The following is a 26,499-nucleotide window of genomic DNA, read 5'->3' as shown; positions in this document are numbered from 1 at the left end:
GTGGGACGACGGACGGCCTGGTGAGGGACACGGGTGGGACGACGGACGGCCTGGTGAGGGACACGGGTGGGACGACGGACGGCCTGGTGAGGGACACGGGTGGGGCGACGGACGGCCTGGTGAGGGACACGGGTGGGACGACCGGCCTGGGGCAGGTGAATTCGGCCACGGCACCGGCTTTGGTGGTGGTTTCGGTGGACACACCGGCTTCGGTCTGGCCAGTGAAGTTGGCCTGGGCGGTCGCGCCGGTATCGGTCTCGGTGGTGAGAGCGGCTTTGGTGGCCGCGCTGGTTTCAATGAGGGTGTTGGGCTGCGGGCTGGTGGTGGTGTTGAAGGCGGCGCTGGGTTCGGTGGCGGCGCGGCTCTTGGTGGCGAGGCTGGTCTCGGTGGCCGCGCTGGTTTCGGTGAGGGTGTTGGGCTGCGGGCTGGTGGTGGTGTTGAAGGCGGCGCTGGGTTCGGTGGCGGCGCGGGTCTTGGTGGCGAGGCTGGACTCGGTGGTCGGGCTGGAGTCGGCGCAGGTGCTGGATTCAACGGCGACGCCGGCGTTGGCGGAGGGGTGGGCCTGGGTGGCCACGCCGGTGTTGGTTTGAGGGGTGAAGCCGGTGGTGGCTTCGGTGCCGACGCCGGCGTTGGTAGCCAGATCGGCGGCGGTTTCCGCGCCGGCGGCCAAGCTGGCTTGGGCGGTCAGGCGGCAGGTGGCTTTGGTGGCCAAGCCGGTGGTGGCTTGGGCGGCGGAGTTGGCGTTGGTAGCCAGGTCGGCGTTGGTAGCCAGATCGGTGGTGGCCTTGGTGCCGGCGGTCAGGCAGGGCTCGGGGGTCAGGCGGGTCTGGGCGGCCAAGCCGCTCTGGCGAGCCAGGCGGGATTCGGAGCTGGTGGTCAGGCTGGGGGCGCGTTCGGTGCGGGCGGTGGATTGGCCGGCGGCAGCAACCTCGGCGGTGGGTTTGGTGCTGGTGGTCAGGCTGGTTTGGGGGGCCAGGCCGCGGGTGCCTTTGGTGGTCAGGCCGCTCTGGCGAGCCAGGCCAGTTTCGGCGCCAGCAGCCAGCTTGCCGGTGCCGGCAATGTCGGCGCGATCGCCGGCGCGGGGGGCAGTGCAGCGCTGGGTGCCGGTGCCAGCGGTCAGGCGGGGTTGATCGCTAGCGAAGGCGCCGCGCTGAACGGTGCCGCCACTCCTCACGTGGCGGGTCCACTCGGCGGTGTCGGCGTCGGTGGTCAAGGCGGTGTCGCCGCAGCCGGTGGCGCCGGCCTTGGCATCGGCGGCGCACGCAGCACCAGCATGTTGAGTGGCGAGGGCACCGGCCTGGGCGGCGGCCACGCGACACCGCAAGCTGCAACCCCGGCCGTTGCGGGCGGCGCAGGTTTGGGCGGCCACGCCGCAGCCGGTGGCCAAGCCGGTGGTGGTTTCGGCGTCGGCGGTGACTTCCCGGCCGGTGGAACAGCAGGCGGCGGCGTCAATGCAGGTGCCGGCGGTGGAGCTCACGGCGGCATCCTCGGCCAGGAAGGCGCGACGCTCGGAGGCGGCGGCGGTGTCGCCGGCAACGGCGGCATCGCGGCTCAGCACGGCCCGACCGGCTCGACCGGCGCGGCTGGACAGGGCCCGGTTGTTCAGGGCGGCGGCGGTGCCGGAGGCGCGGCTGGCGGTCACGTGACGCCGCCGTCGAACCAGGGCCCGGTCATCCAGGGTGGGGGCTCCGGTGGCGCTGCCGGCCACGGCGCGGCGGGCGGACCGGTGATCCACGAACCGGCGCAACAGGCCCCGGTTCAGCACGCGCCGGCTCCGGTTCAGCATTCGCCGGCTCCGGTTCAGCACTCGCCTGCCCCGGTTCAGCATTCGCCTGCTCCAGTCGAGCACGCGCCTGCTCCGGCACCGCACAGCCCGTCGGTGTTCGAAGGCACACCGCACGCGCCGGCCCCAGTGCACGAGCCCGCGCCGGCGCCCCATCCCGCGTCCGCACACGTTGTCGGCCCGCACGGGTAACGGGCCGACACACCGAAACGGCGGGGACCTTTTGATCCCCGCCGTTTCGCGCGAATACGGTAATCGCAGATGCGAGAAAGTGGGGAAGCGCGGTGACTCAACCCAGTGACCCTCGACGGGTCGGCGTGATCGTCGAGCTGATCGACCACACCGTTGCCATCGCCGAACTCAACGAACGCAATGACCTCGCAGACCGACTAGCCCGCGCCCGCGACCGCATCACCGACCCGCAGATCCGGGTAGTGATCGCCGGGCAGCTCAAGCAGGGCAAGAGTCAGCTGCTCAACTCGCTGCTCAACCTGCCGGTGGCGCGGGTCGGCGACGACGAGGCCACCGTGGTCATCACCGTTGTCCGCCACGGCGACCCGCCGTCGGCGCGGTTGATCGTGGCCGCAGGACCCAACGGCGAACCCGCGCCTGTCGACATCCCGATCGACGACATCAACACCGACCTGCGCCGAGCGCCGCAAGCCGGCGGCCGCGAGGTGCTGCGCGTCGAAATCGGCGCGCCCAGCCCACTGCTGCAAGGCGGGCTGGCGTTCATCGACACCCCCGGCGTGGGTGGCCACGGGCAGCCGCACTTGTCGGCGACGCTTGGACTGCTGCCGACCGCGGACGCGCTGATCATGGTCAGCGACACCAGCCAGGAACTCACCGAACCCGAGATGTGGTTCATCCGGCAGGCACACCGGATTTGCCCCGTCGGGGTGCTGGCAGCCACCAAGACTGATCTCTACCCGCATTGGCGCGACATCGTCGGCGCCAACACCGCGCACCTGCAGCGCGCCGGGGTACCGATGCCGATCCTGCCGGTCTCGTCGCTGCTGCGCAGCCACGCCGTCACGCAGAACGACGCCGAACTCAACGAGGAGTCCAACTTTCCGGCGATCGTCAAATTCCTCAGCGAGAAGGTGCTCTCCCGCGAGACCGACCGGGTGCGCGACCAGGTCCTACGCGATATACGTTCTGCTGCAGAGCAATTGACGATGTCTGCGGGCTCGGAGCTAGCGGTCGTCAACGATCCGGGGCTTCGTGACCGACTTGCCGAGGACATGGAGCGGCGCAAGCGCGATGCGCTGGACGCACTCGAACAGACCGCCCTGTGGCAGCAAGTGCTCAACGACGGATTCACCGACCTGAGCACCGATGTCGACCACGACATGCGGGCCCGGTTCCGCTCGCTCACCGAGGACATCGAACGCCAGATCGATTCGTGTGACCCGACTCAGCATTGGGCCGAGATCGGCGCCGACGTCGAGGAAGCGGTCGCCACCGCCGTCGGGGACAACTTCGTGTGGGCCTACCAACGCGCCGAGGAGCTTGCCGACGACGTGGCCCGTTCATTCGCCGCGGCGGGACTGGATTCGGTGCTGACCCCGGAACTGAGCCAACGCGCGATGGGCGAGGATTTCGGTCGGCTCAAGTCGCTGTCCGAGCTGGAGTCCAAGCCGGCCGGCAAGGGCCAGAAAGTGGTGACCGGGCTGCGTGGTTCGTACGGCGGCGTGGTGATGATCGGCATGTTGTCCTCGGTAGCGGGGCTGGGCCTGTTCAACCCGCTGTCCGTGGGCGCCGGGCTGATCCTCGGCCGCATGGCCTACAAGGAGGACAAGGAGAACCGGCTGCTGCGGGCGCGCGCCGAGGCCAAGACGAATGTGCGGCGCTTTGTCGACGACATCTCGTTCGTGGTCGGCAAGGAATCTCGCGACCGGCTCAAGATCATCCACCGCACGCTGCGCGACCACTACCGCGACATCGCCAACGAGATCAGCCGTTCGCTCAACGAATCGCTGCAGTCCACCATCGCCGCGGCACACGTCGAAGAAGCCGAGCGTGACAACAAAGTCCGCGAACTCGAGCGGCAGTTGAATATCCTGAACCAGGTCACCGAGAATGTGGACAAACTGAGGCCACAGGTGACCGTAGGACAGGTGTGAGCACTAGCGATCGAGTGCGTGCGATTCTGGGCGGGACCATCCAGGCCTACCGTGGTGAGCCGGCGTTCCGGAACCGGCCCGAGGTTTTCTACGAACTGGACCGTATCGGCGCGCGGCTGAACGAACCGATCCGCATCGCCCTGGCCGGCACGCTGAAAGCCGGGAAGTCCACCCTGCTCAACGCGTTGGTCGGGCAGGACATCGCGCCGACCGACGCCACCGAGGCCACCCGCATCGTGACGTGGTTCCGGCACGGCCCAACCCCGAAGGTCACCGCAAACCATTGGGGCGGAAGGCATTCCAACGTGCCGATCAGCCACAGCGGCGGGCTGACGTTCGACTTCCGGGCGCTCAACCCTGCCGACGTGGCCGACCTGGGCGTCGAATGGCCCGCCGAAGAGCTGGTCGATACCACCATCATCGACACCCCGGGAACGTCGTCGCTGACGCGTGAGGCCTCCGAGCGCACGCTGCGGCTGCTCGTTCCGCCTGACGGGGTGCCGCGGGTGGACGCCGTGGTGTTCCTGTTGCGCACCCTCAACGCCGCAGATATCGCCCTGCTCAGGCAGATTGGGCAACTCGTCGGTGGGTCCGCGGGTGCGCTGGGCATCATCGGGGTGGCGTCACGGGCCGACGAGATCGGCGCGGGCCGGATCGACGCGATGCTCTCGGCGGCCGACGTCGCGCAGCGATTCACCAGGGAGATGAATGAGACCGGCATCTGTCAGGCCGTGGTGCCGGTGTCGGGGCTGCTCGCGCTGACCGCGCGCACGCTGCGCCAAAGTGAGTTCATCGCACTGCAGAAGCTCGCCGGAGCCGATAAGGCCGAACTCGGCAAGGCGATGCTGAGCGTGGACCGTTTCGTCCGGGCCGATAGCCCGCTGCCCGTCGACGCGGCGACCCGCGCCCAGCTGCTGGAGCGGTTCGGCATGTTCGGCCTGCGGATTTCGCTCGCCGTGCTGGCCGCCGGAGTCGCCGACGCTGCAGGGCTGGCCGACGAATTGCTGGAGCGCAGTGGACTGGTGGCGTTGCGTGAGGTCATCGATCAGCAGTTCGCGCAGCGCTCCGACATGCTCAAGGCGCACACCGCGCTGGTGTCATTGCGACGGTTTGTGGAGGTGTTCCCGATCGTCGCGACTCCGTACGTCATCGCCGATATCGACCCGCTGCTAGCCGACACCCATGCCTTCGAAGAGCTTCGGCTGCTCAGCCAATTAGCCTCTCGCCCTACGGCATTGAATGAGGAAGAGACGGCGTCACTGCGCCGTATCATCGGTGGATCGGGCACTCGGCCGGCCAGCAGGCTGGGGCTGAAGCCCGAAAACGCCGACCCCCAGGAGGGACCGCGCGCCGCATTCGCCGCGGCACAACGCTGGCGCCGCCGGGCCGAGCATCCGCTCAACGACCCGTTCACCACCAGGGCGTGCCGCGCGGCGGTGCGCAGCGCCGAAGCGATGGTGGCCGATTTCGCCGCGCACGGCTACGACATCCAACCGCGCTAGTAGCGCCGCCACGGCCAGTGCGGTCTCTCTCGTTCGGTCGGCAGAGGCGGCGTGAACGTAGTCGTGGTCGGCGGAACCGTCGTCGTGGTGGTCGGCGGCTGATAGGTCGTGGTGGGCGCCTCGGTCGTGGTCGTCGTCACGGGCGCCTCGGTGGTGGTCGTCGACGGGGGCGGCGGTGGTGGCGTCGTCGTCGCGGTGGGGCTGGGGTTCGACTCGGTGACGGTCACGGTCTGCTCGGGCGGTGGGGCCGTTGGCTGGGTCGGCGGGCGCTGGACCGGGCCGGTCTCGACGTTGCCCAGGGTCAGCGCCAGTACCGCGGCCACCAGCACTGCGACGCCGGCACCGGCCAAGCTCAAGACCACGGCGGTGCGCTTGTACCAGGGCGCGGCCGCGGCAGCGTAGGCATCGTCGTCCGCGTCGTCGAATCCCATTGCGTCCCGGACGTATTGGCCGCTGTGCTCGGGGCCCGTGTAGGGGACCGGATCGTCCTCGTCTTCGTCCTCCGACCAGGCCAGGGGGCCTTCTTCTTCGATCCGGGCGCCCGGCAAGACCTGCGTCATGTCCGCCGGCGCGACGCTGGCCAACTGCGTCGGGTTCTCGACGGGAGGACTCGCCGCCACCGCGCGGGCCGGGGGGTGCTGCTGGCCGAAGGCGGCCGCGCCGATCGCGGCGCTCAAACCGGGTTGCGCGGGGGTGCGGACCGGCGCCTCGAGGCGTTCGGCAAGGCGGGCGCCGAGCAGCGGGATGACGGCACCGCCGCCGACGGTGGCCACCGCGGCCAGGTTCGCCTTCGGAATCTCGTTGCGCCGCAAGATGTCTTCGACGCTTGCGACGAATTCGTCCAGCGGCCCGGAGATCAGCTCCTCGAATTCGTTGCGGGACAGCTCGACATCCTCGCCGGTAACCGTCGGGACCGTGGTGACCGTCGCCGTCGACAAACTTTCCTTCGCGGTCCGGCATCGGTCGAGCAGACGGGCCAGCGACCCCATCCGGGTCGTGCTGGCCAGGCCGCCGGAGCTGTCGCTCGGAGCGCTGTCGCGCACCCGGTCGAGGATGAGCTGGTCGATCGCGTCGCCGGAGAACTCGCGGTAGCGAACCGACGGGCCGATCTGTGCGAAGTCCGACCCCGCGTCGGTCAGTGTCACGGTGGTGCCACTGGCGCCGAAGTCGCACAACGCGACGATGCCTTCGGTCGGGAAGTCCGGTTCGGCGCGCAGCGCGGTGAGCGCGGCGGTGGCATCGGAGACCAGAGCCGGCGGTACGCCGTTGGGCGCCAGTCCGGGCTGGGCGAAGAATTCCTCGCGCAACGCGTCGCACTGCTCCGGCGACCAATACGCGGGGACCGCGATGGTGACCGGCGTTCCGTAGTCGACAGCGCGTGCCATCGCCTCGAGCGCTTCGACCGTCAGCGCGTCCCCGAGGTACTTCGTTCCGTCGGCCGCCACCAACGGAGTCCGGTCCCCGACTCGTTCGACGAATCCCCGCATCACCAGACCGGAGTCGGCCGGGTCCGGATTTTCCTCCGGCAGACCGACTTCGGAGGCCCGCTGGTCAAACAACGTCAGCACGGATCTGCGAGTCACCGCATCGCGGTCGGCGCGGGCCGCGACCAGGTTGGCCACCCCGATCGACAACCCGAGCGACTCGCTCATCTGGCGTACCCCTGTGTTTTGTCGTACATGTGGCTGTGGGTTCCCGCGAGTCTAAGTGGAAGCCCTTTTCACAGGCCGGGCGGCAACGTGATCTCGGTGGGGAGCCCGGGCAGCTGCGGCAGCGTGATCACCGACGGCAGTTGCGGCAACGGGTACGCGTCGCCCGACGGGGTGGTCGGCGTCGTCGTCGGGGCCGACGTGAGCGTGTCCTCGGTGGACGCGGTCGGAACGTCGGTGGATGTGGTCACCTGCCCGCTCGATTGCGGGGGCGCCACGCTCGCGCTGCTCGACGGCCGGCTCGACATCGTGGTGGTGGGCACGGGGGTGGTGCGGGTGAACGGTTCCTTCGGCGGGGCGCCGTGCGCGAGCTGGATGATGCCCCAGACGATCAGCGCGATCAGAACCGCGATGAGGATGCCCCACCCGGTCAACGCAATTGGTTTGCGCCAACCCGGGATCGGGTCGTCGGGTTCGGTCTGCACGGGGCTGTACACGTCGTCGCCGTAATGGATATAGACGGTCGGCTCATCGACGCCATAGTCCGCCGGCGCGTGCCTTGCCATGGTTGCCGACACTACTGGCGCAGGTTGGGAGGACGCGGCTCCCACACCCGCAGCTTCTGATCGGCCGTCAAACGTTGACCTAATTGCAATCAACTCGTTAGGGCAACGCGGGGATGGTCGTGGGCAGCCACGACGGCCAGCGATGCCGATGTGTGGGCTGCTGCTGAGTGGGTTCGTGTGCGGGCGGCTGGACGGCACTGCTGGTGGGCGGCTCCGTGGTGGTGGTGGTCGTGGTGGTCGCCGGTGGCGTCGTGCTGGTCGTGGTCGTCACTGGGGTGGTATGCGACGGCGTCGTGGTGGTACTCGGGGTGCTGCCGGTGCCCTGGTCTCCGATCAGCTCGATGATGCCGTAGACGATCAGCGCGATCAGGATCAGAACCATCAAGCCCCAGCCGATGAGCACCACGGGCCGGCGGTACCAGGCGGCGGCCTCGGTTTCCGCGTCGTCGAGAGGGTCCAGCGATTCTTCGGCCTCGAACTCGTCGGGAGCGGGCGGCGGCGGTTCACCGGCGTGCGGGCGATCGCCCATGTTGACGTCCCTGTGCCGGGTGGGCTGGTTGTCGAAGTCGTCCGGTGGGCCTGCCACGGGACTGATCGTACTGACCCGCGCTTAGAACGTGTTGACCTTCTCGACGCTGACGTACATGCCGTGGCCGGTGTGGCCGTTGGTGAACCTGGTGCCGGCTTCCGACGCGTCGATCGTCCAGCCCTGCGCGTCGTAGGTCTTGTAGTCGATCGTGACGGTGGGAATGGCGCCCAGGTTGCCCAATATCCACTGGACAGAGCCGCCGGAGGTGATGTTGACGCCGTTGGCGTGCTCACCGTCCTGCAGGGGTGAGTTGGTGAACGGTGCCTCGCACCCGACGCTGTCCTTGTTGATCTGGCAGCGGGTCACGCCGGACTTGGTCTCGATGAACACGTAGCCGTTCTGGTCGGGCGGCAGCGGAATGGCGCCGGCCGGCGCGGTGGGGTTGGCCGGCGTCGTCGGTGGGATCCCAGTCGGGTTCGACGGCGCGGCGCTCGGCCTTTGTGTCGGGAACGCCGGTTCGGTCGGTCCGGCGCCTGGCGCGGCGACCGGTCTGCCCTCGATGACGGAGGAACAGCCGTTGATCAGCATCGGGCTAACCACCAAAACGGGCGATAGCAGCAGGGATCCACCGGCAAGACTCCACCGCGTCCTCTGCGATAACCGCACGCGTCACTCCCGAAGCTCGGAGATATCAGACGTAGATTACGCACCAGCTGGGGCAAGTTGTTGTGGCGACGCGCATTTGAAATGTCGCCGATGACAAAGTGTTATCGCTGGGCCGCGGGCAGCGGCGCGGCGAGACCGTGGGACAGCTCCCGCAATTGCGCGGCACCGTCGCCGCTAAAGGATGCGCCATGCATCAATGCCAGCGTGGTCGGCTGCAATTGCGCCAGGGGCTCAAGAGTGGGCGCCAGATTCGTTGTCCTGCCGGTTACCTGGAATACCGACTCGGCTTCCAATGCCGGAGCGACACAATCGGATTCGGTGAGAGCAGGGCATTGGCCAACATGCGTCAGGAGGTCACAGCCCCAGTAGCTTCTCGGCGTTGCGGTGGCTGATGCCTGCCCGCTCGTCGTCGGTCAGGGGGAGGTTGTCCAGGAAGGTACGGGCGGCCTTCATCGACCCGAACGGGTAGTCGGCGGAAAACGCCAGCCGGTCGATGCCGACCTGTGCGACCAGGTTCGCGTACGTTGCTTCGTCGTTGAAGTTGGCGAAGGTGTAGTGCAGGTGCTGCCGCAGGTAGGTGCTGACGGGGTGTTTGAGCCCGGTCAGCTCCGGCTTCAGCGTGGCGTCGAATCGCGGCAGCATGAACGACGTCGCCTCGCCCATGTGCCCGATGACGACCTGCAACTGTGGGTAGCGGTCGAACACGCCGCCGAGGATCAGCCGCAGCACGTGTGTGGCGGTGTTGATATGCCAGCCCCACCCCACTGTCGCCAGCGCGAACGTGACCTCGGGGGAGAACCCCGCGTAGCTGGACTCGATGACGGCCGCCGGCGGGATCGTCGGGTGCAGGTAGATCGGAGCATTCAGCGCCGCCGCGCGATCGAGAACCGGCTCGAAGAAGGGGTCGTCCAGGTAGCGGCCTTGACTGTGCCCGTTGATCACCGCGCCAAGGAAGCCGAGCGTGCGCATCGCCCGCTCCAGCTCGTCGGCAGCCGCGTCGGGCGCACTGATCGGCACGGTCGCGAAGCCCGCCAGCCGATCGGGATACCGACCGACCGCCGTCGCGAGTTCGTCGTTGCATTCGCGGGCCATCTCCACGGCTTTCGGGCCGTCCAACTGCTCGACGCCGGGCGCGGCCAGCGACAGCACCGCCAGATCGACCCCCGCCTCGTCCATCGCCGCAATGCGGCCGTCGCCGAGGTCGGAAATGGGGTCGATCATGCCCGCCCGCGACGCGAGCCAGCTGCCCGGCCCGCGCAGGAATCCCGCTGTGGCGTAATGCTCTTCGAGTGCGATGGTTCGCACGTGGTTGTCCTTAGGTCTCCAGCACCCGGCTGGCTGCGGTCCAGTAGGGCAGCTCGTCGCGCTTGGCTGCCCACCGGATCGTTTTGGTGTACCCGTATTCGGTCAGCGTCTCCTCGGCATGTTCGCGCCCGAATCCGCTGTGGCCGACCCCGCCGAATCCGGTGCCGATCGCGATCCGGACGTAGTTGTTGACGAACACAGCGCCCGCCCGGATCTGCCGGCTCACCCGCAGCGCGCGATCGCCGTCCTGGGTGAACACCGCCGCAACCAATCCGAACGGCGTGCTGTTGGCGATCCGCACCGCCTCAGCTTCGTCGGCGAACGGGATCAGGGTGACCACCGGACCGAAGATCTCTTCTCGCGCGATCCGCATTCGCGGAGTCACGTCGGTCAGCACGGTCGGTGATACGTAGAAGCCGTCGGCCAGACGAGGATCCTCGGGCAGCGGCGCCTGGGCGGCGATGCGCGCGCCCTCGGAAACGCCGAGCCTGAGGTAGTCCAGCACCTGTTTTTGCTGCGCGCGGGTGACCAATGGACCGACGTCGGTCGTAGGGTCGGCGCCGTCGCCCACCCGCAGCCGGGTCACCGCCTTGCACAGCTTCGCGGCGAACTGGTTATAGATCGTGTCCTGCACCAGGATCCGCGAGGACGCGGTGCACGCTTCACCTTGGTTGAAGAAGCCGCCGTCGATGGCGGCCAGCAGCGCCTCGTGCTCGTTGGCGTCGTCGAACACGATCAACGGGTTCTTTCCGCCCAGCTCCATCAGCGTCGGGGTGAGGTTGCAGGCGGCATTTCGCATCACTGCCGAACCCGTTCTCGGCGATCCGGTGAAAGAGACCTTGCCCACCAGCCGGTGTCCGGCGAGGGCGGCACCCACCTCGCCCCTGCCGGGCACGGCGTGCACCACGCGGTCAGGAAGCACCGACTGGATCAGTTCCACCATGCGCAGCACCACCGAGGGCGTCTGCTCCGGTGGCTTCAGCACGACGGCGTTGCCGACAGCGAGTGCTGGAGCGATCTTTCCGGCGGTGTGGATGGGTGGCCAGTTGAACGGCACGATGGCGGCGATCACCCCGTACGGCTCGAGCGTGGTGACGTCGAGGACCGTGTCGTGATCGCGTGACTTGTTCGGGATGGACTCCACGATGCTGCCGAAGTATTCGAAGATGGAGATCGCCGCTTCGAGGTCGAACTGGCGTGCCTGGACGATCGGCTTGCCCATTTCCCGTGACTCGAGGATCGCGAGTTCGTCCGCGTGCGCGCGGATGATTTTGGCGATCTCACGCAGGTAGGCACCGCGCTCCCGGGCCGGCCGCTGCTTCCAACGCAGGTGTGCGGCATGGGCTTTGCGTACCGCCTGGTCTACCTCGTTGGGCCCGGCTCCCTGGACCACGGTGATGGTTCGGCCGGTGGCGGGGTTCTCGACGACGAATTGGTCGTCGGTGGAGGGCGACGACCAACGCGTTCGGGTTCTGGTGAGGTCGGGAGCTTGCAGAGTCATTGGCACGTCCAGCAAGGTTGGGGATGGGATGGCCGACGGGCGGTAAGGCACGCTCGACGAAGTCGACGCTACGTTTGCCCGCTGCATCAGGGCCAACGACATGTTCTGATGGCTCTCAGCACAGTCAGTGATAATGGCTGGATGGAGCTTCGGCATCTCGAGTACTTTCTGGCCGTTTCGGACAACCGGAGCTTCACCGAGGCCGCGAAGAAATTGCATGTCGTCCAATCGGGTGTGTCGGCGACGATCAAGGCCCTGGAACGCGAACTCGGCGCGGAGCTATTCGTTCGGGGTTCGGCGGGAGTGGAGCTGACGCCGGCGGGAGAGGAGCTGCGACCCCGCGCCCGCGAAACCCTGGACGCCGCCCGCGCGGCCAAGGACGCTGTCAACGCCACCCGAGGTTCCGTTCGCGGCACCGTCGCGGTGGGAATTCTGACGTCCATCAGCGTGATCGACATGCCCGCGGTGCTGGCCGAACTGCATACCCGTCATCCCGGGGTGACGGTGCACTTGCGCGCCGCCAGCGCCGGATCGGCAGGACTGGCCCGCCAGCTTCGCGACGGTGACCTCGACGTCGCCTTTCTGGTCTTTACCGGGCCGCCGCCGGCCGACCTGAACGCCCGGCTCGTTGCCGCCGTCCCGCTGCTCCTGGTTGTCCCCGCTGATCATCCACTCGCCCAACGTGATTCGGTGTCATTGGCCGAGCTGGCGGGAATGTCGTTCGTCGACAGCCCACCGGGATACGGCACCAGAACCGTGATCGACAACGCATTCACCGCCGCCGGCGTCGAACGGACTGTCGCCGTGGAGGTCGCCGACCTCGGCACGGCGGCGACCTACATCCGGAACGGTCTGGGGATCGGCTTCCTGAGCTGGACCATCCTCGACGAGATCGACGATTTCGGCCTGGCCACGCTCCGCGTGAGCGACTACGACCTGGAATGGCGTTTGTTCGTCACCACGTCCGCGGCCCGGTCGACCAGCGCGGCCACCCGCGCTGTGCTCGCGTTGATCGACGAGATCGCGGCCCGCTGAATTACCCTGCGACGGCTGCCTTCTCGCATTCGAATGTCGCACCCTCGGCCACCGCCCCGTAGCCGTAACGATCGATGACCTCGGCCCAGCGCTCCGTGACGATCGCGCGCTGTTCGGTCGTGATTTCGTACGTGTTCGTCCGGTAGGCCGCCTTGTCGGCAAGGTACCGCCGAAGCCGCGGCGCGTACCGCTCGAAGTCGCCCAGGTCCAGGTGTTCGTACATTTCGCGCAGGTGTCCCTCGGGATCGGCGATCAGATCCTCGTAGCGCAATTCGTAAAACCTTGATGGGTCAACGAGTTCGCGGCCTTCGTCCAGCTTTCGATACAGATCGACGTAGGTGGACAGCACGTTTTCGTTCAATCCCTGGAACGTCGGCCGCTGCAGGCCGTGGACAAGGGAGAACGCCTTGAAAAGGTTGACGGTCGAGGGATATACGACGTACGGATCGCGGACGATGTGGATGAACTTCGCCTGCGGAAATATGTCCAGCAACACCTTGATCCGGAAACTATGCGTCGGACTTTTCAGGATCACGGCCTTGCGGCGACGGAAGTACACCTGCTGAACAAAACGGAAGAGGGTCTTTTTCCACGTGTCCAGTTCTCGCGCGGTCAGCTTGTCCATGTCCAGATACTGCTCGTCCTGGGTCGGGCGGTTCGGGAACGCGATGGTCAGGTAGGGGGAGGGCAGACCCAACATGCACCATGCGAATTCGTCTTCCTGTGGATGCGCCATGCTCAAATCCATGTTGTCCATCGCGCGATGCTTCGACGTCAGGATTTCCGCGAATCGGGCAAACCGCTGGGTCAGCAGAAAGTGGTGCGGCGCAATGCATTCGTAGGTCGTCGGACCGGTGTGGCGATCGTCGAGGACCAACATCTCGTGCAGCATGGTCGTGCCGGTACGCCAGTGCCCGACGATGAAGATCGGTGCATCGCCGATCGCGGTGTTGGCGACTCGCTTGCCGAACACGATCCTCTGCCAGATCCCCAGGAAAGAGTTGACGACGCTGAGAGCTGTGTAGAGCACCGCGTAATGCCAGCGGCTCCAGTGCACGGCGAAGCGGTTGCGGATCAGCAAGCGGGTCCAGGCGGTGAAGTTGCAACCGATCCACAACGGCGCGGCCCACTCACTCCACCACGCGAATCGCGATGCCGAGCGACCCGCCTTCATCGCAGGTGGGACCAACACTGTGGGGTTGCGCGGCGCGCAACGACGACCCGCGGAGCAGTCATGACGCTTCGCCCTTCTCGTGGAGGACTGGGACAGATGTACAAGACAGTGCTGACGGTACTGCTTAGTTGTCCTACGCATGCCTAATTAACAAGAACGTCATTTTCACGACACGGCGAGTTGGAGATTCGCGCCGTCTCGCCTGTTAGACGGGCCAACCAAAGCCGTCAGGAAAAATTCTAAGGCCCCCGGGAACAAGCTCCCGACACCAATCGTTAGACTGATCGACAAGTTGAGTGACCCAGACTCAATAATGGGTTGACAAGCCGATTCCCCCAGGGGCAGGCTTGAGCGGGGTTCACTCAGCATAGTGGCACCAAAAGACGCTCTACATATTCAGGAGGAATCACTATGGCTCGTGCGGTCGGTATCGACCTCGGGACCACCAACTCTGTCGTCGCAGTTCTTGAGGGTGGCGACCCCGTCGTTGTCGCGAACTCCGAGGGCTCGCGCACGACTCCGTCCGTCGTCGCGTTCGCTCGCAACGGCGAAGTGCTCGTCGGGCAGCCCGCCAAGAACCAGGCGGTGACCAACGTCGATCGCACCATCCGCTCGGTGAAGCGGCACATGGGCACCGACTGGTCCGTCGAGATCGACGACAAGAAGTACACCGCGCAGGAGATCAGCGCCCGCGTTCTGCAGAAGCTGAAGCGCGACGCGGAAAGCTACCTCGGTGAGGACATCACCGACGCGGTGATCACGGTGCCCGCCTACTTCAACGACGCTCAGCGTCAGGCGACCAAGGAAGCCGGCCAGATCGCCGGCCTCAACGTGCTGCGCATCGTCAACGAGCCGACCGCGGCGGCGCTGGCCTATGGGCTGGACAAGGGCGAGAAGGAACAGACCATCCTGGTCTTCGACCTCGGTGGCGGCACCTTCGACGTCTCGCTGCTCGAGATCGGCGAGGGCGTGGTCGAGGTCCGCGCCACCAGTGGTGACAACCACCTGGGCGGCGACGACTGGGACCAGCGCGTGGTCGACTGGCTGGTGGAAAAGTTCAAGGGCACCAGCGGGATTGACCTGACCAAGGACAAGATGGCGATGCAGCGGCTGCGTGAGGCCGCCGAGAAGGCCAAGATCGAGCTCAGCTCCAGCCAGAGCACCTCGATCAACCTGCCCTACATCACCGTCGACGCGGACAAGAACCCGCTGTTCCTCGACGAGCAGCTGACCCGCGCCGAATTCCAGAAGATCACTCAGGATCTGCTGGACCGCACCCGTGCTCCGTTCCAGTCGGTGATCAAGGACGCCGGTATTCCGGTCTCCGACATCGACCACGTCGTGCTGGTGGGTGGTTCCACCCGCATGCCCGCCGTGACCGAGCTGGTCAAGGAGATGACCGGTGGCCAGGAGCCCAACAAGGGCGTCAACCCCGATGAAGTTGTAGCGGTGGGGGCGGCTCTTCAGGCCGGCGTCCTCAAGGGCGAGGTGAAAGACGTTCTGCTGCTTGATGTCACACCACTGAGTCTCGGTATCGAGACCAAGGGCGGCGTGATGACGAAGCTCATCGAGCGCAACACCACAATCCCGACCAAGCGGTCGGAGACCTTCACCACGGCCGACGACAACCAGCCGTCGGTACAGATCCAGGTCTACCAGGGTGAGCGCGAAATCGCTTCGCACAACAAGCTGCTCGGCTCCTTCGAGCTGACCGGCCTGCCGCCGGCCCCGCGCGGCGTGCCCCAGGTCGAGGTCACCTTCGACATCGACGCCAACGGCATCGTGCACGTCACGGCCAAGGACAAGGGCACCGGCAAGGAGAACACGATCAAAATCCAGGAGGGCTCCGGCCTTTCCAAGGAGGAGATCGACCGGATGATCAAGGACGCCGAAGCGCACGCCGATGAAGATCGCACGCGTCGCGAAGAAGCCGACGTCCGTAACCAGGCCGAGACGCTGGTCTACCAGACGGAGAAGTTCGTCAAGGAACAGCGCGAAGCCGAGGGCGGTTCCAAGGTTCCCGAAGACACCTTGAACAAGGTCGATGCCGCGGTGGCGGAAGCCAAGTCCGCGCTGGGTGGCACCGATATCGCCGCGATCAAGTCGGCGATGGAAAAGCTGGGCGAGGAGTCCCAGGCGCTGGGTCAGGCGATCTACGAGGCGACTCAAGCGGCCGGCGGTGACGCCGCTGGCGGCCCGCAGGCCGGCTCGGCTGACGATGTCGTGGACGCGGAGGTGGTTGACGACGACGACCGGGAGTCCAAGTGACCGACGGAAACCAAAAGACCGACGGCACTCAGGAACCGGTGACGGTCACCGACAAGCGGCGGATTGATCCCGAGACCGGCGAAGTACGGCACACCCCTCCCGGCTCCGAGCCGGGAGGGAGTGCGTCGGCGTTCGCAGGTGAAACTCCCGAGGAGGCCGGCAAGGCCGCCGAATTGCTGGGTGATCTGCAACGGGTGCAGGCCGATTTCGCCAATTACCGCAAGCGGGCGCTGCGCGACCAGCAGGCGGCGGCGGACCGGGCCAAAGCCGGTGTCGTCAGCCAATTGCTGGGCGTGCTGGACGATCTCGATCGCGCGCGCAAACACGGCGATCTGGAAGCCGGCCCGCTGAAGTCGGTTGCCGACACGCTGATGAACGCCTTGACCGGGCTCGGTCTGACGTCGTTCGGCGCGGAGGGCGAAGACTTCGACCCCGTCCTGCACGAAGCGGTGCAGCACGAGGGTGACGGCTCCCGGCCGGTGATCGGCACCGTAATGCGGCAGGGCTACAAACTGGGCGATCAGGTTCTGCGCCACGCCCTGGTTGGCGTCGTCGACACGGTCGCGGGCGACAGCGCAGATGCCGTCCCCACGGACCAGGGCGCAAGCACGGCCCAAACCGAACCGGTCGACACGGATGATAACGCCGACACCTCCGGTGAATAAGGCACAGAATCAGGACAACGGAAATAGCGAAAGGTGAGAGGGGGTGACGCGACATGGCCCAGCGTGAATGGGTCGAAAAAGACTTCTATAAGGAGCTTGGCGTCTCCCCCGACGCCAGCCCCGAAGAGATAAAGCGCGCCTATCGAAAGTTGGCGCGTGATTTGCACCCGGATGCGAATCCCGACAACCCGGCGGCCGGTGAACGGTTCAAAGCGGTGTCGGAAGCACACAACGTGTTGTCGGATGCCGCTAAGCGCAAGGAGTACGACGAAACCCGTCGGCTCTTCGCCGGCGGTGGCCCCGGTGGTCGAAGGTTCGACACCGGCGGCTTCGGCGGCTTCAACGTAGGCGGCGACGGCGCCGAGTTCAATCTCAACGATTTGTTCGACGCCGCGGGCCGCAGCGGGGGCACCAACATCGGTGACCTCTTCGGCGGCTTGTTCGGACGCGGCGCGGGCGCTCGTCCCAGCCGGCCCCGGCGCGGCAACGATCTGGAAACCGAGACCGAGCTGGATTTCGTCGAGGCCGCCCAAGGCGTCGCGATGCCGCTGCGGTTGACCAGCCCTGCGCCATGCACCAATTGCCATGGCAGCGGCGCACGTCCGGGCACCAGCCCGAAGGTGTGTGCCACCTGTAATGGCGCGGGCGTGGTCAGCAGCAACCAGGGCGCGTTCGGGTTCTCAGAGCCCTGCACCGACTGCCGGGGCAGCGGCTCGATCATCGAGCACCCCTGCGACGAGTGCAAAGGCACCGGCGTCACCACCCGCACCCGCACCATCAATGTGCGGATCCCTCCCGGGGTTGAAGACGGACAGCGGATCCGGCTGCCCGGGCAGGGCGAGGCCGGGTTGCGAGGCGCGCCGTCGGGCGACCTCTACGTGACGGTGCATGTGCGGCCGGACAAGGTATTCGCCCGCGAAGGCGACGACCTTACCGTGACGGTTCCGGTCAGCTTCAGCGAATTAGCTTTGGGCTCAACGCTTTCAGTGCCCACGCTGGACGGAAAGGTCGGCGTGCGGGTGCCCAAAGGTACCGCCGACGGCCGCATCCTGCGGGTGCGTGGACGCGGCGTGCCCAAGCGCAGCGGTGGCAGCGGAGACTTGCTGGTCACCGTGAAAGTCGCTGTGCCGCCGAACTTGGAGGGCGCCGCGCAGGAGGCGCTGGAGGCGTATGCGGAGGCCGAGCAGTCCAGTGGTTTCAACCCCCGGGCAGGATGGGCGGGTAATCGCTGATGGCGAAAAACCCCAAGCGAGAAGAAGCTCGGACGTTTTTGATCTCGGTGGCGGCCGAACTGGCCGGCATGCACGCGCAGACCTTGCGCACCTACGATCGCCTCGGGCTGGTCATCCCGCGCCGCACTTCCGGTGGCGGGCGGCGTTATTCACAGCACGACGTGGATTTGCTGCGCGAGGTGCAGCGACTGTCGCAGGACGAGGGAGTCAACCTCGCCGGCATCAAGCGGATCATTGAGCTGACCAACCAGGTCGAGGCGCTGCAATCGCGGCTGAAGGAAATGGCCGACGAGATAGCAGTGTTGCGCGCCAACCAGCGCCGCGATGTCGCGGTGGTACCGAAGAGCACGGCGCTGGTGGTGTGGCAGCCGCGTAAGGGTCGCTAGGCGCGAATCGAGAACACCGCGACCGCCGGCTCACCCGGGCGTGCGCTGCGGTAGCCGCCGCGGCTTAGCGCATTTGTCGGAGCCGTCATCGGCTCGAAGCACACCACATCCTCGCCGGGTGGCGCAAAGATCTGGGCCGCCGGATACCCCTGCTCGAAGTGCACTTCCAGGCGGCGTCCGCCGCCGGACACCGCGAACACCGCGCCATCGGCTACCTGGTCGTAGGCATCGTCAAAGGTGTTGTCGCCCAGGGGTTCCTTCTTCGCGGCCTGCTCCGAAACTTCGCCGGTGGGCAGGCCGCGGTCGTCGAGGCGCAAATGCCGTAGCCGTGGTGTCTCGATGATCCACTCGCCCCGCGCCGTGTCCGGCACGCTCAGATACGGATGGAACCCGAAACACAGCGGGACCGCGGTGTCGCCGGTCGCGGTGACGGTAGTGCGCACCGTCAGTGTCCGTTCAGCAAGCCGCACGGACACCGTCAGCAGATGGGGATACGGGAAGCTGGCCAGCAGCCACTCCTCGGCGCCGAAGTCCACTTCGGCGGTCAGCTCGTTGGCCGACTCGGCCACCACCCGCCAGCCCGGATAGGCGGCCAGGGTGCCGTGGATGGGCAGCCCGTTGGGGTCGGCGCGCACCCCGTCTTCACCCGGCGTCAGCTCGACCGTCACGCCCTCGGCCGTATAAGTGTTGCTGCCCAGCCGATTTGCCCAGGGATACAGGATCGGGATGCCCATCGTCTTGCCGGCTTCGAGGTAGGCGTCAAGTCCGCGCCGCTGACCAAGTAATTCGACTTTCGAGTCGGTCAGCGAGGTGCCGATCATGCCCCCGTCCGGAACGAACTGCGCGGCCAACGACGACGACGGATCGCGCAGGGTCACCACGTGCACGCGGTCAGCCTAGCGTGACAGGGGGTCGTGCTGAATGCGGTCCGGCGAGGCGCCTTTGGCGATCAGCGCGGCCTTGGTGGCGCGGACCATGGCCGGCCCGCCGCAGACCAGGATCTGCCGGTCGCCCCAACCACCGTATTTCGTCACCACCTCCGGGAGCTGACCGATCTGGTGTACGTGCAGGCCACGCGGCGGCGTGACGTCCGGGTAATCGGTGGCCCAGGCCGGGTCGCTGTTGTACTCCGACACCGGGGAGACCGACAGCCACGGATTGTGCGCGGCGACCTGCCACAGCGTCGGCAGGTCGTAGAGCTCGCAGCGGTAGCGCGCGCCGAAGAACAGGTGCACTCGTGGGTTCTCCGCGTAGCGGGACATGTCCATGATCAGGGCCCGCAGCGGTGCCAGGCCGGTGCTGCCGGCCACCATCAGGATGTCGCCGCCGCCGCGGTCGACCTGCAGGCCCCCGTGCGGGCTGGATAACCGCCACCGGTCGCCGGGTCGGCTTTCGTTGACGATCGCGGAGCTGACCAGACCGCCGGGAACCTGGCGGACGTGAAACTCGATCCCGCCGTCCGGGTCGGCCGGAATGGCGGGGCTGAGAAATCGCCAGCGTCGCGGGCATTGCGGTATTTGCGCGTTGACGTACTGACCGGGGTGGTAGTGCATCGGGCTGTCCAGTCGCAGCCGAACGACCGCGAGGTCGCGGGATACCCGCTGGTGCTCGACGACGGTGCCGTCCCACCAGGCGGGTCCCTCCTCGGCGTCGGCGGCGCCGCTCATCACCCCGGTGATCAGATTCAGCGACTGGTTAGCTGCCTGGGCGACCGCGTCGGTCCAGGCATCGCCCAGGTGTGCGCGCAGCGTCGTCTGCAACGCGTGCCGCAACGACTCGTAATGCGTTGGCAGCACACCGTATTCGCGGTGATCCCGACCGAGCTGAGCAAGAAAGGCCACCGGCTCGGCAGCGCGCTGCTCCACCAGTTCGCCGTAAACCCAGTGCAGTGCATGGCCGAAAGCGGCTCGCTGAGCATCCATTTCGGGCGGAAACAGGTCACGCACCGAGACGTCGAGGGCGAACCAGTGGGTGTAGAAGCGGTGGACCAGTTCGCCGCCGGCGCCCGAGTCGTCCGGAGCGAGGGCGTCACGCAGCACCCGCAACGCATCGGAGTCCTCTAAGCCCACGGGGCCCGATTCTAAGCTCGCCCAGGCGGACAGCGTCCTTGTCAGCCCTGCCCGACGGTGTTCGACGTTCCGGCGTTGGCGACATTCGGCGAGCCCCAGTGGTAGATGACGACGTTGCCCTTGCCCGAGGTGCTGATCGCATCCGTGCTGTCGATCGTGACTCGATTCCCCTGGCCGGCGACGCTGACGCTGGTGCAGTGGCCCGTGATGGTGATCGTGTTATTCGCCCCGCTCACCGAGAGGTAGCCGCCGTGGCAGAGGACGGTTTTCGTCGTGCCGGTACCGCTGACCTGCAACGTGCCGGCGTCGGGGACATGCGCCCACGGGCTGTCGCCCGCGAGATTGGTGCGGAATCCGGTGGCCGCCAAACCGGCCAGGGCCAGCCAGCCGATCACGATGATCGACCAGCAGGCCATCCCCACCCGCAGTCTCGGCCGTAGCGTGCCGACCCAGTTGCCGGTCTCGTCGCGGTCCAGGTCGTAGGCAAAAGCGGTGACGCAGCGGGCCCGCGCCGGATTGCGCTCGTCGGCCAGGATCACGCCGTCGACGTATTCCCGCCCGCGCACCACGCGCTCGCCCGGGTGCCCGTCGAGCGTGTAGGACACCTTGGTCGTGGTCTTGGGCCCGCTCCAGCGCTGCCGTGTGACGGTCCAACCGTGCGCCATCGGAAGGTGGACGTTGTACCAGGTGTTTCCGCTGTAATACGTTGCACGCAGCAGTATTTCGGTACTCGTGACCCTGGCGACGCGGCCCCATTTGAGTAAGCCGATCCGGATGCGCGCGGCCCACAGTTGCGCGGCATAGATCCCGGCCAAAGTGAGCACCGCCGCCACGGCGAAGGCCATGGGCAGGTGGATCCACAGCGCGATCGGTGCGACCGCGACCATGAACAGCGTCCAGACGTACCACCAGCGAAACGGCAGCAGCTCGGCCAGCCAGAAAGCCGCAGGAACCGGGCGGGGCGACGGCGCCAGGTCGTTTGCCGCCTGTTTCATGGACTTAAGACCTCTGTTGGATCGGGCGTAAAAAATCTAAAATTGAGCGGAACAGACTCAACCTTGACGACGTTGAACAACCAGACAAGCATTTTTTAGACATACCCGAACGGAGGTGTCGTGGACTCTTTTAACCCGACTACCAAGACGCAAGCGGCTCTGACGTCAGCGTTACAGGCGGCCAGCGCTGCCGGTAACCCCGAGATCAGGCCTGCTCATCTACTGTTGGCGCTGCTCACGCAGAACGACGGGATCGCCGCGCCGCTGCTGGAGGCTGTCGGCGTCGAGCCCGCGACCATCCGCACGGAGGCGGAGCACCTGCTTGACCGGTTGCCCCAGGCCAGCGGCTCCAGCTCGCAGCCGCAGCTGTCCCGCGAATCGCTGGCCGCCATCACCGCCGCCCAGCAGCTGGCCACCGAGATGGACGACGAATACGTCTCCACCGAACACCTGATGGTGGGCCTGGCCACCGGCGACTCCGACGTCGCCAAATTGCTCACCGGACACGGCGCGTCCCCGCAGGCGTTGCGCGAGGCGTTCGTCAAGGTCCGTGGCAGCGCCCGGGTCACCAGTGCCGACCCCGAGGCCACCTATCAGGCGCTGGAGAAGTACTCCACCGACCTGACCGAGCGGGCCCGCGAAGGCAAACTCGACCCGGTTATCGGGCGGGACAACGAGATTCGCCGCGTCGTGCAAGTGCTCTCCCGTCGCACCAAGAACAATCCGGTGTTGATCGGCGAGCCCGGCGTCGGTAAGACCGCGATCGTCGAGGGCCTGGCCCAGCGCATCGTGGCCGGCGACGTGCCGGAGAGCCTGCGCGACAAGACCGTCGTCAGCCTGGACATGGGATCGATGGTGGCCGGTGCGAAGTACCGCGGTGAGTTCGAGGAGCGGCTCAAGGCCGTGCTCGACGACATCAAGAACTCCGCCGGGCAGATCATCACGTTCATCGACGAGCTGCACACCATCGTCGGCGCCGGCGCGACCGGCGAGGGCGCGATGGACGCCGGCAACATGATCAAGCCGATGCTGGCCCGCGGCGAGCTGCGGCTGGTCGGCGCCACCACGCTCGATGAGTACCGCAAGTACATCGAGAAGGACGCCGCGCTGGAGCGCCGCTTCCAGCAGGTGCTGGTCGGCGAACCGTCGGTGGAGGACACCGTCGGCATCCTGCGTGGCCTGAAGGACCGCTACGAGGTGCACCACGGTGTGCGCATCACCGACTCCGCGCTGGTGGCCGCCGCCACGCTCTCCGACCGCTACATCACCGCGCGCTTCCTGCCGGACAAGGCCATCGACCTGGTCGACGAGGCCGCCAGCCGGCTGAAGATGGAGATCGACTCCCGGCCCGTCGAGATCGACGAGGTCGAGCGGCTGGTGCGACGCCTCGAGATCGAAGAGATGGCGCTGGCCAAGGAAGAGGACGAGGCATCCAAGGAGCGGCTGGAGAAGCTGCGCTCGGAGCTGGCCGACCAGAAGGAGAAGCTGGCCGAGCTGACCACCCGCTGGCAGAACGAGAAGAGCGCCATCGACGTCGTCCGCGAGCTCAAGGAGCAGCTGGACACGCTGCGCGGGGAGTCCGAGCGCGCCGAGCGCGACGGCGACCTGGCCAAGGCGGCCGAGCTGCGGTACGGGCGGATTCCCGAGGTGGAGAAGAAGCTCGACGCGGCATTGCCGCATGCCGAGGCCCGCGACAACGTGATGCTCAAGGAAGAGGTCGGTCCCGACGACATCGCCGACGTGGTGTCCGCGTGGACGGGCATCCCCGCCGGGCGGATGCTCGAAGGCGAGACCGCCAAGCTGCTGCGCATGGAAGACGAGCTGGGCAGGCGCGTCATCGGGCAACGGAAAGCGGTGACCGCCGTGTCTGACGCGGTACGCCGCAGCCGCGCCGGGGTCGCCGACCCCAACCGGCCGACCGGCTCGTTCATGTTCCTCGGGCCGACCGGTGTCGGCAAGACCGAGCTGGCCAAGGCGCTGGCGGAGTTCCTCTTCGACGACGAACGCGCGATGGTCCGCATCGACATGAGCGAGTACGGCGAGAAGCACTCGGTCGCCCGGCTCGTCGGCGCGCCTCCCGGCTACATCGGCTACGACCAGGGCGGTCAGCTGACGGAGGCGGTGCGGCGCCGGCCGTACACGGTGATCCTGTTCGACGAGATCGAAAAGGCGCACCCGGACGTGTTCGACGTGCTGCTGCAGGTGCTCGACGAGGGCCGGCTCACCGACGGGCAGGGCCGCACGGTCGACTTCCGCAACACGATCCTGATCCTGACGTCCAACCTCGGGTCGGGCGGCAACGAGGAGCAGGTGATGGCGGCGGTGCGCGCAGCGTTCAAGCCGGAGTTCATCAACCGGCTCGACGACGTGATCGTCTTTCACGGCCTCGAGCCCGGTGAGCTGGTCTCGATCGTCGACATCCAGCTGGCCCAGCTGCAGAAGCGGCTGGCGCAGCGGCGGCTACAGCTGGAGGTGTCGCTGCCGGCCAAGGAGTGGCTCGCGCAGCACGGATTCGATCCGGTGTACGGCGCCCGGCCGTTGCGGCGGTTGGTCCAGCAGGCCATCGGTGACCAGTTGGCCAAGCTGTTGCTGGCCGGCGAGGTGCACGACGGCGACACCGTTCCGGTGAACATCAACCCGGCCGGCGACGGCCTGATCCTGGCCTAGTCCCGCGGCGCCGGGCGACGGCCTGGGCTAGTCCTAGCGGCGCCGGTCGCCCAGCTCGAAATCTCGGGTCTGGGCGCCGGCGTCGATCACTGCCCTGAGCAGTTGGCGGGCGGCCGGCTGGGCGAGGGTTTCGCGAAAGAGCTGATCCTCGATGCGCAGGCCGGTCGCCACATCGACTGAGGCGGCGGCGTCGACCGCGCGCTTCGCGTTCGCGACCGCCGCCGCGTGCGACGACGCGATGCGGGTAGCGAGCTTGTCGACAAATCGCCGTAGCTTGTCGGCGGGCAGCGCGCGGTTCACATATCCCCAGGCTTCCGCCGTCGCTGCGTCGACGTCCATGCAGCCGAGGATGACTTCCAGGGCTCGCGCCCGGCCGATCAGCCTGGGCAGCCGCTGCGTGCCGCCGCCGCCGGGGATGATCCCCACCGCCAACTCCGGATGCCCCAGCACCGTGGTGTCGAGCGCGGCGAACCGCATGTCGAACGCCATCGCGAACTCGCAACCGCCGCCGCGGCAGACGCCCTCGATGACGGCGATCGTCGCCTTCGGCAGGGTGCGGAACAGCTCCATCGTGGAGTGAAACGGCGTCAGCTCGTCGTGCAGCGCGACATCGTCGGCGGGCAGGTCCAGAATCAGCCCCACGTCGGCATGGGCAATGAAGATTTCCGGGTCGGCCGAGTCGACGATCAGCACGCGTACCTCGTCGTCGGCCGCGACCTCGCGCGCCAGCCGGTCGATCTCGTTCAGCAGCGGTACATCGAGCAGGTTGATCGGGGGGTTGTCGATCGTCGCCCGGCAAACACCGTTGGCCGCGGCGACGCGAATCAGCTGGTAGCCCTCGTAGACCATGGGGGCACCCTACGCGGTCCCAGCAAACCTTAATTGGGTTGTGACCAGGTCGCATTCTCGGTTCGGGTGCGATAGCAGATACGCTAGTTCGGATGGTCCCCCTATGGTTCACGCTCTCCGCGCTGTGCTTCGTCGGCGCGGTGGTGTTGCTGTATGTCGACGTCGATCGACGCCGGGGGCGCAGCAGACGGCGTAAATCCTGGGCTCGTTCGCACGGATTCGACTATGAGCGCGAATCGACCGACATTCTCAAGCGTTGGAAGCGCGGCGTGATGTCGACGGTGGGCGATGTTTCCGCCCACAACGTCGTGCTGGGGCAGATCCGCGGCGAGGCGGTGTACATCTTCGATCTCGAGGAAGTCGCCACGGTGATCGCGCTGCACCGCAAGGTGGGCACCAACGTGGTCGTCGACCTGCGACTCAAAGGACTTAAAGAGCCGCGCGAGAGCGACATCTGGCTGCTGGGCGCGATCGGCCCGCGGATGGTGTACTCGACCAACCTGGACGCGGCCCGTCGGGCCTGCGACCGTCGGATGGTCACCTTCGCGCACACCGCGCCGGACAGCGCCGAGATCATGTGGAACGAGCAGAACTGGACGCTGGTCGCCATGCCGGTCTCCAGCACGCGCACCCAGTGGGACGAGGGTCTGCGCACGGTGCGCCAGTTCAACGACCTGTTGCGGGTGCTGCCGCCGATGCCCGCCGACAGCGACGAGCCGGCGGGACCGCGCAACGCGGCGCCGAGCCGTCCGTTGGCCCCGGCCGGCCGGGCGGAGTTGCCGCCCCGGCGCTCGGCCCAGGACGTGTCCGGGCTGCTGGGAGACGCCAACCGTCGTGCCCCGGAGTCGGCCCACCGCGACGAAGGCCGTACCGAAGCCATCCGGCGCCCCCCGTCGTCGACGGGGCGCAACGGCCAGCAGGCCAGCAATTTCCATCACTGAACCTGTTGTGCTGCAACGGTAGACGAATAAAGGGTGCACCAGGCCGTGGCCGAAACTGACCGTGCGGAACTGGCCGAGTTGGTGCGGCGGCTGTCGGTGGTACACGGCCGCGTCACGCTGTCCTCGGGCAAGGAGGCCGACTACTACGTCGACCTGCGCCGTGCCACCCTGCACCACCGCGCTTCGGCACTGATCGGCACGCTGATGCGTGAACTCACCGCAGACTGGGATTACGCGGTCGTCGGCGGCCTGACCCTGGGCGCCGATCCGGTCGCGACCGCCGTCATGCATGCGCCCGGCCGCCCGATCGACGCCTTTGTAGTCCGCAAGTCCGCGAAAACCCATGGCCTGCAACGTCTTATCGAGGGATCCGAGGTTTCCGGCCAACGGGTGCTGGTGGTCGAGGACACCAGCACCACCGGCGGCTCGGCGCTGACGGCGGTGCACGCCGTCCAGGACGCGGGTGCCGAAGTGGTTGGCGTGGCCACCGTGGTGGACCGCGCCACCGGCGCCGCGGAGGCTATCCAGGCCGAGGGACTGCTGTACCGCAGTGTGCTGGGCCTGGCCGATCTGGGGCTGGGCTAGGGCCGT

Annotated in this window: 22 protein-coding genes; 10 read left to right on the top strand and 12 right to left on the bottom strand. The window is 67.1% G+C overall.

The window, feature by feature from the left end; all coding sequences use genetic code 11:
* Positions 1 to 1,786 (bottom strand): hypothetical protein (locus ACZY0B_RS20670; RefSeq protein ID WP_463766078.1); only part of this gene is annotated, 1,786 nt, incomplete at its 3' end.
* A gap of 281 nt (positions 1,787 to 2,067) precedes the next feature.
* On the opposite strand from ACZY0B_RS20670, the gene ACZY0B_RS20665 reads away from it, so the two are divergent.
* Both ACZY0B_RS20665 and iniC read left to right on the top strand, forming a co-directional pair.
* A complete protein-coding gene (locus ACZY0B_RS20665; protein WP_463766077.1) occupies positions 2,068 to 3,909 on the top strand; it encodes a dynamin family protein in 1,842 nt (613 codons plus the stop codon).
* Positions 3,906 to 5,411, top strand: a complete 1,506-nt coding sequence (gene iniC, locus ACZY0B_RS20660; protein WP_463766076.1) for an isoniazid-induced dynamin-like GTPase IniC — start codon at positions 3,906 to 3,908, stop codon at positions 5,409 to 5,411. Before ACZY0B_RS20665 ends, iniC begins: the two co-directional genes overlap by 4 nt.
* Here iniC and ACZY0B_RS20655 read toward each other — a convergent pair.
* The 6 genes from ACZY0B_RS20655 to ACZY0B_RS20630 form a co-directional block, all read right to left on the bottom strand.
* Positions 5,408 to 7,063: an Hsp70 family protein gene (locus tag ACZY0B_RS20655; RefSeq protein ID WP_463766075.1), complete on the bottom strand. Its 1,656-nt coding sequence runs from the start codon at positions 7,061 to 7,063 to the stop codon at positions 5,408 to 5,410. The two genes, iniC and ACZY0B_RS20655, sit on opposite strands and share 4 nt — an antisense overlap.
* Positions 7,064 to 7,131: 68 nt before the next feature.
* Complete coding sequence (locus tag ACZY0B_RS20650; RefSeq protein WP_463766074.1) at positions 7,132 to 7,626, bottom strand: oligopeptide transporter substrate-binding protein; 495 nt, start codon at positions 7,624 to 7,626, stop codon at positions 7,132 to 7,134.
* Positions 7,627 to 7,723: 97 nt separating this feature from the next.
* Entirely contained in the window at positions 7,724 to 8,155 is a 432-nt protein-coding gene (locus tag ACZY0B_RS20645) for a hypothetical protein (protein WP_463766093.1), read from the bottom strand.
* A gap of 81 nt (positions 8,156 to 8,236) precedes the next feature.
* Complete coding sequence (locus ACZY0B_RS20640) at positions 8,237 to 8,743, bottom strand: hypothetical protein (RefSeq protein WP_463766073.1); 507 nt, start codon at positions 8,741 to 8,743, stop codon at positions 8,237 to 8,239.
* Positions 8,744 to 9,175: 432 nt separating this feature from the next.
* Positions 9,176 to 10,126, bottom strand: coding sequence for an amidohydrolase family protein (locus ACZY0B_RS20635; protein ID WP_463766072.1), 951 nt, complete (start codon positions 10,124 to 10,126; stop codon positions 9,176 to 9,178).
* 10 nt (positions 10,127 to 10,136) lie between these two features.
* Positions 10,137 to 11,627 carry an aldehyde dehydrogenase family protein gene (locus ACZY0B_RS20630; RefSeq protein ID WP_463766071.1) on the bottom strand — a complete coding sequence of 497 codons (1,491 nt, stop codon included), beginning with the start codon at positions 11,625 to 11,627 and terminating at the stop codon, positions 10,137 to 10,139.
* Positions 11,628 to 11,768: 141 nt separating this feature from the next.
* Here ACZY0B_RS20630 and ACZY0B_RS20625 point away from each other — a divergent pair, with 141 nt between their 5' ends.
* Complete coding sequence (locus tag ACZY0B_RS20625) at positions 11,769 to 12,662, top strand: LysR family transcriptional regulator (RefSeq protein ID WP_463766070.1); 894 nt, start codon at positions 11,769 to 11,771, stop codon at positions 12,660 to 12,662.
* Between the two features lies 1 nt (position 12,663).
* Here the strand turns inward: ACZY0B_RS20625 and ACZY0B_RS20620 are convergent, their stop codons facing one another.
* Entirely contained in the window at positions 12,664 to 13,836 is a 1,173-nt protein-coding gene (locus ACZY0B_RS20620) for a sulfotransferase family protein (RefSeq protein WP_463766069.1), read from the bottom strand.
* Between the two features lie 411 nt (positions 13,837 to 14,247).
* Here ACZY0B_RS20620 and dnaK point away from each other — a divergent pair, with 411 nt between their 5' ends.
* Genes dnaK through ACZY0B_RS20600 form a run of 4 tightly spaced genes read left to right on the top strand, consistent with a single transcriptional unit; the run spans position 14,248 to position 18,387 of the window.
* Positions 14,248 to 16,104: a molecular chaperone DnaK gene (gene dnaK, locus ACZY0B_RS20615; protein WP_463766068.1), complete on the top strand. Its 1,857-nt coding sequence runs from the start codon at positions 14,248 to 14,250 to the stop codon at positions 16,102 to 16,104.
* Positions 16,101 to 16,769 carry a nucleotide exchange factor GrpE gene (gene grpE, locus ACZY0B_RS20610; RefSeq protein ID WP_463766067.1) on the top strand — a complete coding sequence of 223 codons (669 nt, stop codon included), beginning with the start codon at positions 16,101 to 16,103 and terminating at the stop codon, positions 16,767 to 16,769. Before dnaK ends, grpE begins: the two co-directional genes overlap by 4 nt.
* 53 nt (positions 16,770 to 16,822) lie before the next feature.
* Positions 16,823 to 18,001, top strand: coding sequence for a molecular chaperone DnaJ (gene dnaJ / locus ACZY0B_RS20605; RefSeq protein ID WP_463766066.1), 1,179 nt, complete (start codon positions 16,823 to 16,825; stop codon positions 17,999 to 18,001).
* On the top strand, positions 18,001 to 18,387 hold the full coding sequence (locus ACZY0B_RS20600) for a heat shock protein transcriptional repressor HspR (RefSeq protein WP_463766065.1): 387 nt from the start codon (positions 18,001 to 18,003) through the stop codon (positions 18,385 to 18,387). Before dnaJ ends, ACZY0B_RS20600 begins: the two co-directional genes overlap by 1 nt.
* Here ACZY0B_RS20600 and ACZY0B_RS20595 read toward each other — a convergent pair.
* Genes ACZY0B_RS20595 through ACZY0B_RS20585 form a run of 3 tightly spaced genes read right to left on the bottom strand, consistent with a single transcriptional unit; the run spans position 18,384 to position 21,451 of the window.
* Complete coding sequence (locus tag ACZY0B_RS20595; protein ID WP_463766064.1) at positions 18,384 to 19,274, bottom strand: aldose 1-epimerase; 891 nt, start codon at positions 19,272 to 19,274, stop codon at positions 18,384 to 18,386. The genes ACZY0B_RS20600 and ACZY0B_RS20595 overlap by 4 nt on opposite strands.
* A gap of 9 nt (positions 19,275 to 19,283) precedes the next feature.
* Positions 19,284 to 20,456 (bottom strand): FAD-binding oxidoreductase, encoded by a 1,173-nt coding sequence (locus ACZY0B_RS20590; RefSeq protein ID WP_463766063.1) that lies wholly within the window; start codon positions 20,454 to 20,456, stop codon positions 19,284 to 19,286.
* Positions 20,457 to 20,497: 41 nt separating this feature from the next.
* Positions 20,498 to 21,451 (bottom strand): DUF3060 domain-containing protein, encoded by a 954-nt coding sequence (locus ACZY0B_RS20585; RefSeq protein ID WP_463766062.1) that lies wholly within the window; start codon positions 21,449 to 21,451, stop codon positions 20,498 to 20,500.
* A gap of 120 nt (positions 21,452 to 21,571) precedes the next feature.
* Between ACZY0B_RS20585 and clpB the strand changes: the two genes are divergently transcribed.
* Positions 21,572 to 24,118 (top strand): ATP-dependent chaperone ClpB, encoded by a 2,547-nt coding sequence (gene clpB / locus ACZY0B_RS20580; protein WP_463766061.1) that lies wholly within the window; start codon positions 21,572 to 21,574, stop codon positions 24,116 to 24,118.
* A gap of 33 nt (positions 24,119 to 24,151) precedes the next feature.
* Here clpB and ACZY0B_RS20575 read toward each other — a convergent pair whose 3' ends face one another.
* Entirely contained in the window at positions 24,152 to 24,967 is an 816-nt protein-coding gene (locus ACZY0B_RS20575) for an enoyl-CoA hydratase/isomerase family protein (RefSeq protein WP_463766060.1), read from the bottom strand.
* 92 nt (positions 24,968 to 25,059) lie between these two features.
* On the opposite strand from ACZY0B_RS20575, the gene ttfA reads away from it, so the two are divergent.
* Together ttfA and pyrE are read left to right on the top strand one after the other, a co-directional pair.
* On the top strand, positions 25,060 to 25,908 hold the full coding sequence (gene ttfA, locus ACZY0B_RS20570) for a trehalose monomycolate transport factor TtfA (protein ID WP_463766059.1): 849 nt from the start codon (positions 25,060 to 25,062) through the stop codon (positions 25,906 to 25,908).
* 45 nt (positions 25,909 to 25,953) lie between these two features.
* Positions 25,954 to 26,493: an orotate phosphoribosyltransferase gene (pyrE, locus tag ACZY0B_RS20565; RefSeq protein ID WP_463766058.1), complete on the top strand. Its 540-nt coding sequence runs from the start codon at positions 25,954 to 25,956 to the stop codon at positions 26,491 to 26,493.
* Positions 26,494 to 26,499: the final 6 nt, after the last annotated feature.

The sequence above is a fragment of the Mycobacterium sp. IDUB_19 genome, from assembly GCF_055419445.1.
The sequence above is the reverse complement of the archived record's forward strand: the minus strand, read 5'-3'. Positions and strand labels throughout refer to the sequence as shown.

Excerpts from the sequence above, each read along its gene's own strand:
- ACZY0B_RS20655 (WP_463766075.1), bottom strand. The coding sequence starts at position 7,063 with ATGAGCGAGTCGCTCGGGTTGTCGATCGGGGTGGCCAACCTGGTCGCG.
- ACZY0B_RS20650 (WP_463766074.1), bottom strand. The coding sequence starts at position 7,626 with ATGGCAAGGCACGCGCCGGCGGACTATGGCGTCGATGAGCCGACCGTC.
- ACZY0B_RS20645 (WP_463766093.1), bottom strand. The coding sequence starts at position 8,155 with ATGGGCGATCGCCCGCACGCCGGTGAACCGCCGCCGCCCGCTCCCGAC.
- ACZY0B_RS20640 (WP_463766073.1), bottom strand. The coding sequence starts at position 8,743 with ATGCTGATCAACGGCTGTTCCTCCGTCATCGAGGGCAGACCGGTCGCC.
- ACZY0B_RS20630 (WP_463766071.1), bottom strand. The coding sequence starts at position 11,627 with ATGACTCTGCAAGCTCCCGACCTCACCAGAACCCGAACGCGTTGGTCG.
- ACZY0B_RS20625 (WP_463766070.1), top strand. The coding sequence starts at position 11,769 with ATGGAGCTTCGGCATCTCGAGTACTTTCTGGCCGTTTCGGACAACCGG.
- ACZY0B_RS20620 (WP_463766069.1), bottom strand. The coding sequence starts at position 13,836 with ATGAAGGCGGGTCGCTCGGCATCGCGATTCGCGTGGTGGAGTGAGTGG.
- dnaK (WP_463766068.1), top strand. The coding sequence starts at position 14,248 with ATGGCTCGTGCGGTCGGTATCGACCTCGGGACCACCAACTCTGTCGTC.
- dnaJ (WP_463766066.1), top strand. The coding sequence starts at position 16,823 with ATGGCCCAGCGTGAATGGGTCGAAAAAGACTTCTATAAGGAGCTTGGC.
- ACZY0B_RS20600 (WP_463766065.1), top strand. The coding sequence starts at position 18,001 with ATGGCGAAAAACCCCAAGCGAGAAGAAGCTCGGACGTTTTTGATCTCG.
- ACZY0B_RS20585 (WP_463766062.1), bottom strand. The coding sequence starts at position 21,451 with ATGAAACAGGCGGCAAACGACCTGGCGCCGTCGCCCCGCCCGGTTCCT.
- ACZY0B_RS20575 (WP_463766060.1), bottom strand. The coding sequence starts at position 24,967 with ATGGTCTACGAGGGCTACCAGCTGATTCGCGTCGCCGCGGCCAACGGT.
- ttfA (WP_463766059.1), top strand. The coding sequence starts at position 25,060 with ATGGTCCCCCTATGGTTCACGCTCTCCGCGCTGTGCTTCGTCGGCGCG.